Genomic DNA, 12,426 nt, shown 5'->3' on the forward strand with positions numbered 1-12,426 from the left:
CCGGCCCACCGGCCGTACCCGAGGGGAGCCATGAGCGACGCAGCCATCCACACCCAGGGGCTGACCAAGACCTTCCGCGGCGGTCAGGTGGCCGTGGACCACCTGGAACTGACGGTTCCCGGCGGCAGCGTCTTCGGCTTCCTCGGCCCGAACGGCTCGGGCAAGACCACCACCATCCGCATGCTGATGGGCCTGATCGAGCCGACCTCGGGCACGGCCCGGGTCCTCGGCCGGCCCATGCCGCGCTCCGTGCGAACCGTGCTCCCGCAGGTGGGCGCGCTCATCGAGGGGCCCGCGCTGTACGGGTTCCTCTCCGGCCGCGACAACCTGATCCGCTACGACTCCGCCGACCCGACCGCCGACCCGCGCAACCGGCGTACGCGCGTCGCGGCCGCCCTCGACCGGGTGGGGCTCGCGGCCGCCGCCGGCAAGAAGGCGAAGGCGTACTCGCTGGGCATGAAGCAGCGGCTGGGCCTCGCCGCGGCACTGCTCCAGCCGCGCCGCCTCCTCGTCCTCGACGAGCCGACGAACGGTCTCGACCCGCAGGGCATGCGCGAAATCCGCGCGCTGGTACGGGAGTTGGCGTCCGACGGCACCACCGTCTTCCTTTCCTCGCACCTGCTCGACGAGATCGAGCAGGTGTGCACCCATGCCGCCGTCATGGCCAAGGGCCGGCTCATCGTCCAGGGCCCGGTGACCGAACTGGCCGCCGGGGCGCGCGGGCGCCTCGTCGTCACCACACCCGACACGGCGGACGCGGCCCGTGTGCTCAAGGAACAGGGCATCGGGGACGTGGTCGTGACCGAGGGAGACGGCCGCAGTGACGGTCGGAACCCGGGCGAGGGGGGCCGGGTGACGGCCGAACCGCCGCCACCGGACCGCGACCTCGCCGAACTGAACGCCGCACTGGTCACCGCGGGCGTCCGCGTCCGCGGCTTCGGCCTCGAACGGGCCTCCCTGGAGGACGCGTTCGTGGCGCTCACGGGGGAGGGCTTCGATGTCGCGGGTTGATGCGGATGCGTCGCAGGGTGATGCGGTGCGTGCTGTCACGCCGGGTGGCCGGACGCCCAGTCTCCTCTGGACCTTCGGGCTGTTCCGCAGCGAGCTGGTGACCACCTTCCGGCGCTGGCGGACCATCGCCCTGCTGGGTGTGCTCGCGGCGGTGCCGGTACTCGTCGGGATCGCGGTGAGGATCGAGACGGGTGACGGGTCGTCGACGGGCGGTGGACCGGGCGGCGGGGGCGGGGGCGGGCCCGCGTTCATCGCGCAGATCAGCAACAACGGGCTGTTCCTGGTGTTCACGGCGCTGGCCGCGACGCTCCCCTTCTTCCTGCCGATGGCCGTCGGCGTGATCGCGGGGGACGCGATCGCGGGCGAGGCGAACGCGGGCACCCTCCGCTATCTGCTGGTCTCGCCCGCGGGCCGGACCCGGCTGCTGCTCACCAAGTACGCGACCACCATGACCTTCTGCCTGGTCGCCACCCTCGTCGTGGCGGCGTCGGCGATGGCCGTGGGGGCCTTGTTGTTCCCTCTCGGCGATCTGACGACGATCTCCGGCACGCGGATCGGCTTCGCCGAGGGCCTGCTGCGGGCGCTGCTGATCGCGCTGGCGGTGGCCGCGTCACTGATCGGGATCGCGGCCCTCGGCCTGTTCATCTCCACCCTCACCAACAGCGGCATCGCCGCGATGGCCACCACGGTCGGGCTCCTCATCACCGTCCAGATCCTCGACCAGATCCCCCAGCTGGACGCCCTCCACCCGTACTTCTTCTCCCACTACTGGCTCTCCTTCGCCGACCTCATGCGCGAACCGGTCTACTGGGACGACCTCCAACGCAACTTCGGCCTCCAGGCCCTGTACGCGGCGGTGTTCGGATCGGCGGCCTGGGCGAGGTTCACGGCGAAGGACATCACCGCGTGACGCGACGACCCGCGTGACGCGGCTTTGGCCCGGCGTGACGGCCCGCCCGTCGGGGCTCAGACGGCGGCCGCGTCCGTGTCGTACGGGAAGCGCGCGAAAGGCGCTTCCCCGGCGAGAAACGTCTTCGCGCGGGTCAGGGCCGCCGTGTCGTGGAGGACGTCCCCCGGCTTGCTGCCGTTGCCCAGCAGCACTCCGCCGAAGCGCATGCCCAGGTACGCGGCGGAGTGGTTGAGCGTCCCGATCAGCGGCTCGGCGACCTCCTCCTCGTCGTGCGCGAGCGCGGTGACGCCCCAGAGGGTGCGGCCGGCCATCGTCTGCTTGAAGTCGAGCCCCGGGGTGCGCAGCCAGCCCGCCCAGTGGTCGAGGTAGCGCTTGACGGGGGCGGACACGGAGTACCAGTACAACGGCGACACGATCACGAGGTCCGTCGCCGCGAGCGTGGCCTCCAGGAGCAACGCCCTGCTGTCCCCCTCCGGCCGCACATGATCGCTGTCGTGCCGCAGGTCCTCGAAGTCCGGCAACGGGTGGCGCGCCAGATCGATCCACACCTGCTGGACGTCGTCCGGTAACTGCTCGGCGGCCGAGCGGGCCAGCATCTCGCTGTTGCCGTCCGGCCGGCTGCTACCGAGAACGAACAGGAAGCGGCGGGTCATGGGGTCCCCCTGGGTACCTGGCGTCCGGGTACCGGCGTACCGATGTGTGGCGTACGCCGATTGCATGCATCGACAATATATGCACATGCATGCGACGGCAAGGATGCGGTTCCGCAGCCTACGGACGACGCCCGGGCGCCCTCTCCGGCAGCAGGGCCATGACGCCGACGAGGGGGCGCCGTCACCAGGGGCCCGGCGCCGCCGACGCCCAGGGGAACCCGCAGTGGCCACTGGAGCAGTTCCCGCAGCGCACCCGGGCGAAGCGGTGGCGCCCGCGTCTCATGCCGGGGCCTCCGGCGCTCGGGCGGGGTGAATCCGGACGGCTTCGGCGGCACCTGCCATCCGCAGCAACAGTGCCTCCTCGCCGTGTCGCGCCACCAGGTGGAGCCCGACCGGGCAGCCGTCGGCGTCGAAGCCCGCCGGGATGCTGATGGCCGGGTGGCCACTGAGGTTGAACGCCCAGGTGAGCGCCGTGGAGTAGCGGTCACCCGGGCCGTCGTGGCCGTGTGGGGCGTTGGGCGTGGTGGGGGTGAGGAGCAGATCGGCCCCGGCGAAGAGCGCGGCGAGCCGCCTGTCGTTCTCGGCGCGGAGCTCCTGGGCGGCCTGGAGGATTGCCGGGTCGGCGTCGGGTGCGGCGCGGAGGGCGAGCCAGGCCGGCCCGGGGTCCTCCAGGCGAAGCGGCCGCGGATGCGGCTGCGGCTCGGGGTGCCGCGCGGGCGCGTTCGCCGTGTGTGAGGGAGCGGCGTCCCCCGGTACGGGCGCGTTCGCCCGCCGTACCGGCGGCCGTACGACCCCGGCGAGCCGTATGAGACCCGCGTCCGCGAGGCGGAGTGCGGCGCTGTGGGCGATCGCGGCGGGCTGGGGGTCGGTGTCGGCGAACCCGAGGTCGGCCGACCAGCGGGCGGTGAGGGGAGCCGCGACATCGCCGACCGCCTGTGCCGCCCCGACCGCCTGTGCCGCCCCGGCCGCGTACGGCGCTTCGGCCCTCGCGACTGCCCTCGCAGAACCGGCCGTCCCTGCCCTCCCTGGCGTCCCTGCCGTCCCGGCCGCGCGGGGTGCCTCGGACGTCCCGGCCGGGCGCGTCGCTTCGGCCTCCTGGGCTGTCCCGGCCGGGTCCGGCTCCTTCTGCCGGTCGCGCTCCGCCCCGCCCCCTCCCACGTCTCCGGAGCCCGGCGCGTCGACCGCCGCTGTCACGCAACGCCAGTACGCCGCCGCGTCCGAGGCGTAGCGGGTGAGGACGCCGGCCGCCGCGAGGCCCGTACGGTCGGCCGAGGGCAGGCGTCCGTTCGTGGTCTTCAGGCCGACGACGCCGCACCACGCGGCCGGGATCCGTACCGACCCGGCGCCGTCCGTGCCGGTCGCCATCGGCACCAGGCCCGCGGCGACCGCCGCCGCCGACCCGGCCGAGGAACCGCCCGGCGTCCGGTCGGCCCGCCAGGGGTTGACGGTCCGGCCGCCGGCCCCGAGTCCCCAGGTCTGCCAGGGGGTACCGGGGCCGGGCACGGAGGTCGCCCCCACGGGGACGCACCCGGCCGCGACGAGCGCCCGCGCCGCCGCGGCCCGCAGCCCGGCCCGCCCCTTCACCCCGATCGGCACCCCGGCCAGCGGCAACCACACCCGTGCGGCCACCTGCGCGTCCACCTCCGCCGCCCGCCGCGACGCCTCCTCGGCCCACACCTCGACGAACGCGCACAGCGCGGGCTCGGCCTGCTCGATCCGGGCGAGCGTGTCCGCGACGACGTCGACGGCCGACAGCTCACGCGCGCGCACGGCGGCGGCGATCCGTACGGCCGAGGGCGTCGGAAAGCCGTTGGGCGGGAGGGAGCCGGGTGGCAGGGAGGTGTGCGGTCGCATGGCCTTCTCGGGTCTCTCGGCCTTTTTCCTCGGCGGCTCGGCGGCTCGGCGGCTCGGCGGACAGCGGTCACCGGCTCGGTCAGCCCTGCGCGGGCGGCTCCGGCAGGGGGCAGATGGAGCAGGGGGCAGATGGGGCAGGGGGCAGATGGGGCACGGGGCGCGGGCCAGTGCGGAGGGCCCGGCGCTGGGATTGGCGGTGGGGTTGGCGGAAGGGGGGACCGTACCGGGGCCGATACCCCCGTTCCCGGCCCCGGTACGGAGTTCGGTCGACCTGCGGGATGTCGTAGGCGGCGGAGTTCTGCTCCTCGTCGGCACTCCCGCCGGACGCCGCCGCTCACGGAGGCGTCGGCGGAGGTGGTCGGTGACGGAGACGGTCGGGGCGGAGCCGCGGGCCGGGGGGCGGCGGATCAAGAGGGCGTCCCGTACGGCTCCGCGGTCGGCGGCTGCTTCGCGCGGTGGGCGCCCGTCTTGCAGCCCGCGAACGGGCCGTTGGGGGAGCGGAGTTCGGCCATGACGGGGCCGAGGTGGTCGCGGTGCCACACCGCCGGGCCCGACGCGCCCGCCGTCGGGTCGGTGAGCTCCTGCCAGGCCAGCCACAGGGCGTGCAGCCGAGCCACCGCCTCCAGGTGCTCCCACCAGCGCGGGCACCAGGGCTGCTGCGAGGTGACCTCGCGGCCGTAGACCGGGAGGAGCAGGTCCCCGACCCAGACGGCCAGGGCGTGCATCTCGTCGGCGTACTCGGCGCCGTCGAGGTAGAGGATGAACGGCGGGGCGGCGAGCGGCTGTTCCGGGCTGTGCTGTTCGACGGTGGTGGTCATCGGGGGATCCTTTCCGCGGCCCTGGCCGTGATGGCCTTGACCTCGGCCTGGGCGGCGAGGGCGACGCGGTCGGCGCCGGGTTCGGCGTACCAGGGGCGCAGGCGGACGAGGGCGGGTCTCACGCCGGTGGCGAGGAGGAGGGCGGTGCCCTTGGGGAGGGCGCGGATGCGGTCGGCGGGGAGGATGCGTTCGAGGCGGTACGAGGTGGAGCGGGAACGGCCGTCCTTGCCGCGGGAGTAGCTCACCGTCGACACGTCGTGCTCGCCCACCAGCCGCGAGACCTTCTCCACGAAGTCCGCGTCGTCGAGGCCCGCGCCGAGCAGTTTGATGGTGGCGGCGCTCCACAGTGCGTCCATCCCGGTCTCGCCCCACACCCGTGTGCCCTGGCGGTAACTCTGCAGCAGGGTCACGACGTTGATGCCGCGCGAACCGAAGTGGGAGTAGAGGTCGGGCAGGTCGGAGATGCGGCAGACGTTGGCGGCCTCGTCCAGCACCGCCGTCATCGGCGGGTCCAGGCGACCGCCCGTCCGCTCCGCCGCCACGACCCCCGCGCGCAGGACGGAGTCCGCGCACGCGGCGATGACACCGGCCGCCGAGCCGCCGCCGTCCTTGGAGAGCAGATAGAGCGTGTCGGGCGCGAGGACGTGCCGCTCGGGCAGGAACTGCGGCAGCTCCGGGTCCGGGCTCACCCAGGCCGCGATCGCCGGGTCGAGCAGGCACGCCACGCACTGGCGGGCCGTCTCGTAGATGCCGTCCCGGGTCTCCACCGCGCCCTGGACGGTGCCCTGGAGCTGGTCGGCGAGCGCCGCCATGCCCGCGTCGCGGAGCAGGTCGACCGGTGTACGGTCGGCCGGGTCCGCCAGCCAGGCCAGCACCTCGTCCACCTGTCGCCTGCCCCGGTTGGCCGCGTGGAACAGGGCCGTGAGGGTGTTCTGGGCGGCCGAGATCCAGAAGTCCCGCTTGGAGGCGTCGTCGTTGACCGCGCCGACGAAGTGGCCGGCGAGGCGGCGGGCGCCCTCGATGGTGGCGGCGTCGGCCAGCATGTCCCACCACAGGCCGCGCGCCGTGTGGGCGATGCCCTGCGGGTCGAACGTCCACACCGTGCCCACGCGTTCACGTTCCGCGCGGGTCACGCTGTACACGTCCGCCTTGTTCGACGTCAGCAGCACGCTGCCGCGGGCGCGCAGGACCCGCGGGACGGCGATGCCGGTGGACTTGCCGGCCCTCGGTGCCATCAGGTCCAGCTCCACGTCCTCGTAGCTGCTGCGGAGTTCGGGGCCGCCGGGTTCCAGGTTGCCGAGGAGGTTGCCCGTGTCGTCCGGGGGGAGCTTGCCCGACTTCGGCAGGGAGGGGCGGAGTTGGCGGGCCCTGGTGGTGGCGCCCTTCGGGAGGAGGCCGGAGAGTTCGCGGCGGCCGGCGAGACCGCTGGGCCTTCTGCCGCGGCGGCGGATGAGGACGACGGGGGCGACGAGCAGGGTGAGGGTGGCGCCGAGGACCGTGCCCATGCCGGTGGTGAGCGCGCCGGGTGACGTCGTCGGCCATACGGCTGTCGGGCCCTGCGTGATGAGGGTCTTCATCGTGGTCAGGGCGAAGGGTGGGGGGTTCCAGCCGGCGCCGGTGAGGGCGGCGGCCAGGGTGCCGCCGAGCCAGGCTCCGAGGAAGAGGGTGCCGATGAGCAGGGCGGCGCCGGGGATGATCCAGGGCAGTAGGTCGTCGCCGGTGGTGTGCTGTTGCTTGCGTGTGCTCATTTCTGTTCCCCCGTCAGCTGATCGGACTTTCTTCGCCCCCGCCGCCCCTACCCGTCCCTTCCCCAGGGGCTGCCGCCCCTTCGACCCCGCACGCCGGAGAGCTCGGGGGTGCTGGTGCGTCGGCGGGTGCGGGTCGCGTCGTGGTTGCTCGCGCAGTTCCCCGCGCCCCTGAAAAGCAGGGGCTGCGCCCCGTGCTTTTCGGCCCGCAGGGGCCGTGTCCTTCAGGGGCGCGGGGAACTGCGCGACCAGCCCCCACTCGCCCGCGGTCGCCCGACAACCGCACCCCCAGAGCTCATGGGCGCCCCGTCTTGGAAAGGACCGGCTTCGGGGTCCACCTCGTGTTCGTGTTGTGCAGGTCCCTCTCCGTGTCCGTGATCGACACCTTGATCGGGATGCCGGGCCGTCCACCCACCTTGATCAGGAAGCGCCCACGCCCCGGCGGCTCCTCGTTGCCCCCCGCGCTCGCCCAGCCCGGCGGCGACGACCACGACGACACCAGGTCGATCTCGCGTTCCGACAGTCCGACGATCTCGCCGAGTTCCCTCATCTCCGTACGGGGGAGGCCCGCGCACACCACCATCCCCGCCCGCTCGACGAAGCCGCGCGCCTTCGCCCGGTCGGCCTCGCTGCCCAGCGCCTCCGCGTCCTTCAACGTGTGCGTGATCTTCGCGTCGCCGAGACCGAGGGAGCGGTTGAGGCGGGTGAGGGCGTCGATGCGTTCGACGATGCCGGAGGCGGCGCGCAGGGGGCGCCAGAGTTCGTCGAGGACCGTGAAGAACCAGCGCTGCGGCGCCAGGCCCGCGTCCGCGAGGGCGTGGGCCGCCGCGACCGTGCCGAGGCCGTCCGACCATGCCGCCAGCATCGCCGCCGCCGTGAGCTGCGTGTCCGCCTCGCCGATGCGGGAGATGTCGACGCAGACGGCGGGCGAGGCCGGGTTGATACGGGTGGAGGTCTCGGAGGCGAAGGTGTCGCCGAGCGGGCCGTCCAGGACGCCGAGGAGCGAGCGGTGGAGCGGGTCCACCGCCTCCTGGTAGCGCGCCATGTCGCCCCGGTCAAGGGTGACCGCGCGGACCCGGTCCGGACCCTCGTCCAGCACCTTCAGCAGGTCGGGCAGCAGCGGCGGCCGCCCCGGCTTCGTCCGTTCCGTGAGGTGGTGCAGGCAGGCAGAGAGGACCGACTGCTCGTGGTCGTCCATCGGGCGGCCCCGGACGATCGTGATCAGCGCCGCGACCATGTTCAGGACACGGCCGTGCGCCTCCGCCGCCAGGATCCGGCCCCGTTCGCCGCCGATCCGGAGTGCCGCCTCGCCCATCGCCCCGGGGTCGAGGACGTTGATGCCGCCCACCCCGCGCCCGATGGAGATCACCTGGCCGCCGAGCGCCCGTACGGTGTCGGCGTAGTCCGGCTTCAGGTCGCCGAGGACCAGCGGGGTGATACCGGTCGCGCACATGCCGATCAGCATCCGGTTGACCAGCGTGGACTTGCCGAGGCCCGGCATGCCCAACATGAAGAGGGACGGGTTGGAGATGTAACGGGCGCGGGTGAACCAGGAGATGGGGTCACCGCAGACCGTGGCGCCCGTGTGCAGGTGCTGGCCCAGCGGCACCCCGGTCATGGGGGCGCCGGAGCCCGCCGCGAAGGGCCACAGGCCGCACGCCTGGACCGTCGTCGCCCGCCACAGCGCGGGCGGGTCGACATGACCGACCTGGCCGCCGCCGGGGCCGAACCACCCACGCGGGGGCGCCATCTGGGGACGAACGGGACGTACGGCAGCGCGCTTGCTCACAGCGCCTCCCTGATCTGGTACGGGACGAGGGTGTGCTCCCACGGCAGCAGGCCGACAGGGAGGGTGCAGGTGAACGCGGAGGCCTGCATGCGGTCGGCGGGGCGCATCAGGATGCGGGACGACGCCTGGAGGTTGCGTACGGTGATCGCCGCGTCCGGCAGCTGCTCCTCGCTGTCCACGGTGACCGTCACCATCAGCGAGAACTCCACGAGCCCGGCGCCCGCCGCCTCCTCGGCCGCCGTCTGCTCGGCCGCCTGCATCTCGGAACTGGCCCGCGCCTGGACCAGCCCCCGCTTGGAGCCCGCCATGAAGTGCGCGGTCCGCCGGTCGGCCTCCACGATCCGGGCGGAGGTCGCCGGGTCGATCGGGCGGTAGACCAGCGAGACCCGCTTGCGGCGGGTGCCCGTCGCGGGCTCCAGCAGGCCCCGCAGCACGCTCGACCGGACCGTGCCGCGCGGCGCCAGCGTCAGCATCCACGTCCGCGACACGCCCGAGTCGTGCTTGTACGCCTGGACCGACTCGACGGCGGCGGCCGGGCCCGCGTCCGACCAGTCGAGGCCGGTGGCGGAGTGCTCGGCCCGCGTGCTCAGGACATCGGGGCCGACGGCCGGGTCGTACGCCACGCGCACGATCTCCGCGAGCCGCTCGGCGGAGAGCGGGTACGCGGCGCCGCCGCCGGCCGCGACCAGGCCCGACAGCAGGCCGGGCAGCCGCATGGACAGGTCGGTGATGACGTCCTGGACGTCCCGCTTGGGGCCACCGGTGGGGCCGTAGGTGAGGGCGATGTAGGTGTGCATCTCGGAGGAGGCGGAGGGGTAGCGCGCGACGACCTCCTCCATGACCGCGCGGGCCGCCGCCGGGGCGTCCGGCGAGATGCGCGGCAGGACCTCGGCGGCCAGCCGCGTCCCGGTGTCCGGCGCGGTCTCCACGACGACCTGGGCGCCGCGCAGGCCCGGCTCGTGCGAGAGCCGGGCGAGCCAGTCGCCCCAGGACGCCACCCAGATGTCGACCTGCTCGGGGTCGACCAGCGAACCGCCGTCCGGCTCGCAGGCCAGCACCACCGTGCAGAGGTTGCGGCCGGGGTGGTGGATCACCCCGAAGGCGCGGTTGTAGGCGTCGCGGCCCTCGTACATCTTGGTGCGGGCCAGCAGGCCCGGCGGGTGGTAGCGGCCGCCGGGACGCCTGGAGAGCGGGCCGGAGACGTACGTGGTCGAGCCGTTCGCCTTGCGCCTGAGCCAACCGATACGCACCGCGACCACCTGGTAGATGTTGCGGCCGTCCACCGTGCGCAGCGCGAGCGGGGCGAGGAAGAGGCCGAGGGGGATGAGGACGAGGATCGCGGCCAGCAGTGAGACCAGCGAGGCGAGGAGTGCGACCAGGAGTCCGCCGAAGGCCACGACGGTGCCGAGGAGGCCCAGCGGGCCGAGGCCCGGGCGGCGGGGTCTGCGCCAGTTTCCGTAGGTGGGACGCGTGAGGGCGTCGGTGGACATGGGGTTCCTTCTTCCGGCTGAGGTCGCTGGGTCGAGTGCCGACGAGCTCGGGTGGTGCTGTGTCGGACGGCGGCCGCGGGTGGGTGGGGGCTGATCGCGCAGTTCCCCGCGCCCCTGGAAAAGAGGGCCCGCGGCGCCTTTTCCAGGGGCAGGGGCTACTGGTTGTGGCCCTTCATGCCGTCGTTGTCGTCCAGGGAGTTGGCGACTTCGGTCGCCGCCGCCACGCCCGTCTGTACGGCGACCGCGGCGGCCTGGACCGCGAGGGCCGCGCCCCCGGTGGCCGCGCCCGCGGCCGCTGTGCCGGCCGCCGCGCCTGCGCCTCCGGCGGCTCCACCTGCTCCGCCCGCGGCGCCCGCGGAGGAACCGGCGCCCGAGGAGGGCGAGCCCTGGGGGCCCGCGGAGCCGCCGCCTCCACCGCCTCCGCCGCCCCCCGCGGAGCCGCCGGCGATACTGACCGCGCCGGAGGCGATGTTGTTGGCGGCGCCCAGCGCGACCGTGCCGCCGGAGGTGCCGCCGAGGGCGGCCGTGGCCGGGACGATCAGCTTGAGGAGGGCGGGCAGGGCGAACACCGCCATGATCAGCATGCCCATGCCGGCGATGACCGAGTTCAGGTTCTTGGTGTCCTTGGTCATCGCGGTGGCCGCGTAGATGATCAGGGCCGCGGCCGGCTTGTACAGCAGCCAGGCCGCGAGCCAGCCGATGTGCTTCTTCCACCAGCCCTCGCCCCACCCGGTCATCGAGGAGGCGGCGGCCAGCGGCAGCGTGCCGACCAGCATGATCAGGACACCGATGCGGATGTACATCAGCACGATCTGCACGAAGCTCGACAGCATCACCAGCAGACCGAAGATGAGCACCAGGCCCGGCTGGTTGAGACTCAGCACACCCAGCATCGTGGCGGCGTTGTCACCGAGGTCGGATCGCTCGTACACGTCCTTGGCGTACGCGTCCGATGCCGCCATCAGGGCCGTGACCACGGGGACGGAGGCCGCGCCGACGAGGATGACCTTCCACATCCCCATGAACGCCTGCTTCATGGACTGGCCCTTGCGGTCCACCGCCATGCGGATCGCGGCGAGCAGCAACGAGGCCACCGCCACATAGGCGACGATCCAGTTGACCTCGGCGGTGATCTGGCCGATGGGACTGCCTGCGGCCGCCTGGCCGTGGCCGCCGCCGTTTCCCGCCGGGTCCCGCACGTCGACGCTCAGCCAGACGCCGTTGAGCGACTTCAGCACCTCCGCCGCGCCGTCGCCGATCGCCTTGGCGAAGACGACCACGGCACCCTCGGTGAACTGCTTGCCGCCCTCTTCGATGACGCAGTCGTAGAGCTTCCAGGAGCAGGCCATCTCACGCCTCCCAGGTGACGAAGCCGTTGGTGCCGCTGACCTGCGACACACCGCTGTAGACCGTGCCGTCCGGGTCGGGCGAGAGCTTCCAGTCGCCGCCCTGCCAGCGCATGGTCACCGAGGCGGAGCCGAAGCCGCCCTCGCCCATGCCGCGCACCAGGACCATCACGGTCGCCTGCGTCTCGTCGTACGACAGGACCGTGAAGCCGGCGTAGCCACCGGCGTCCGGCGAGCCCGTGGTGGACTGGTCGGCCTCCTGGGAGCGGCTCGCGATCAGCGCGTCGCGGCCCGCGCCCGGCACGACCTGCCGGTCGACGACCTCGCGCCAGCCGTCGTAGCTGAGATGGTCGGTGATGGAGTGGGCCGCCATGACGGCCCCCAGCGGGGTGTGGGCGAAGCAGGACCAGACCGGTCCGTCGTACTTGAGCGGGCCCGCCGCCTTGGAGACCGGGACCAGGCCGGTGCCGTTGGCCTTCCAGTGGAAGTCGTGCGGCGCCTCGGTGGGCTTGGCCTGGTCGCTGTCGTCGGTGCGGCAGCCGGCGGGCCGGGCGTCCGCACGGCCGTTGCCCTTGCCCTTGCCGTCGCCGCTGCCGCCGTCGCCGGAGTCCGACGTCGAGGTCGGCGCCGGGCCCGGGTCGCCGGACGAGCCGGCGGACCCCTCGCTGCCGTTGCCCGTCACCGCGAAGAGGACCGCGAGGACGAGCAGCACCACCAGGAACCCGGCCGACAGGATCCAGCCCCGCTGCTGCCAGAACGGCTGCTCCCACTCCCCGCTGCCCCCTTGGGCCCGGCCGGAGTTCAGCATCG

The 12,426-nt window shown here is 73.6% G+C and carries 10 protein-coding genes; 2 read left to right on the plus strand and 8 right to left on the minus strand.

Translation table 11 applies throughout. The annotated features are described in order from the left end of the window. Positions 1–30: 30 nt before the first annotated feature. Positions 31–1,011 (plus strand): ABC transporter ATP-binding protein, encoded by a 981-nt coding sequence (locus OG202_RS29345; RefSeq protein ID WP_328223854.1) that lies wholly within the window; start codon positions 31–33, stop codon positions 1,009–1,011. Then, positions 998–1,921: an ABC transporter permease gene (locus OG202_RS29350; RefSeq protein ID WP_328223855.1), complete on the plus strand. Its 924-nt coding sequence runs from the start codon at positions 998–1,000 to the stop codon at positions 1,919–1,921. The genes OG202_RS29345 and OG202_RS29350 overlap by 14 nt, the downstream gene beginning before the upstream one ends. A gap of 56 nt (positions 1,922–1,977) precedes the next feature. Here OG202_RS29350 and OG202_RS29355 read toward each other — a convergent pair whose 3' ends face one another. The 8 genes from OG202_RS29355 to OG202_RS29390 all read right to left on the minus strand — a co-directional run bounded on the left by OG202_RS29355 (position 1,978) and on the right by OG202_RS29390 (position 12,424). Next, positions 1,978–2,574, minus strand: coding sequence for a flavodoxin family protein (locus OG202_RS29355; RefSeq protein ID WP_328223856.1), 597 nt, complete (start codon positions 2,572–2,574; stop codon positions 1,978–1,980). A gap of 279 nt (positions 2,575–2,853) precedes the next feature. After that, positions 2,854–4,428, minus strand: coding sequence for an amidase (locus tag OG202_RS29360; RefSeq protein ID WP_328223857.1), 1,575 nt, complete (start codon positions 4,426–4,428; stop codon positions 2,854–2,856). Positions 4,429–4,835: 407 nt separating this feature from the next. Then, complete coding sequence (locus OG202_RS29365) at positions 4,836–5,246, minus strand: DUF4913 domain-containing protein (RefSeq protein WP_328223858.1); 411 nt, start codon at positions 5,244–5,246, stop codon at positions 4,836–4,838. Continuing rightward, positions 5,243–6,994: a type IV secretory system conjugative DNA transfer family protein gene (locus OG202_RS29370; RefSeq protein ID WP_328223859.1), complete on the minus strand. Its 1,752-nt coding sequence runs from the start codon at positions 6,992–6,994 to the stop codon at positions 5,243–5,245. Before OG202_RS29370 ends, OG202_RS29365 begins: the two co-directional genes overlap by 4 nt. Positions 6,995–7,286: 292 nt before the next feature. Then, positions 7,287–8,741, minus strand: a complete 1,455-nt coding sequence (locus OG202_RS29375) for an ATP/GTP-binding protein (protein ID WP_326585667.1) — start codon at positions 8,739–8,741, stop codon at positions 7,287–7,289. A gap of 35 nt (positions 8,742–8,776) precedes the next feature. Beyond that, positions 8,777–10,270, minus strand: coding sequence for an SCO6880 family protein (locus OG202_RS29380; protein WP_326578948.1), 1,494 nt, complete (start codon positions 10,268–10,270; stop codon positions 8,777–8,779). A 155-nt stretch (positions 10,271–10,425) separates the two neighbouring features. Further along, on the minus strand, positions 10,426–11,619 hold the full coding sequence (locus OG202_RS29385; RefSeq protein WP_326578945.1) for a hypothetical protein: 1,194 nt from the start codon (positions 11,617–11,619) through the stop codon (positions 10,426–10,428). 1 nt (position 11,620) lies between these two features. Then, positions 11,621–12,424 carry a hypothetical protein gene (locus OG202_RS29390; protein WP_327728213.1) on the minus strand — a complete coding sequence of 268 codons (804 nt, stop codon included), beginning with the start codon at positions 12,422–12,424 and terminating at the stop codon, positions 11,621–11,623. Between the last annotated feature and the right edge of the window lie 2 nt (positions 12,425–12,426).

It is taken from the genome of Streptomyces sp. NBC_00310 (assembly GCF_036208085.1).
Classification (GTDB): domain Bacteria; phylum Actinomycetota; class Actinomycetes; order Streptomycetales; family Streptomycetaceae; genus Streptomyces.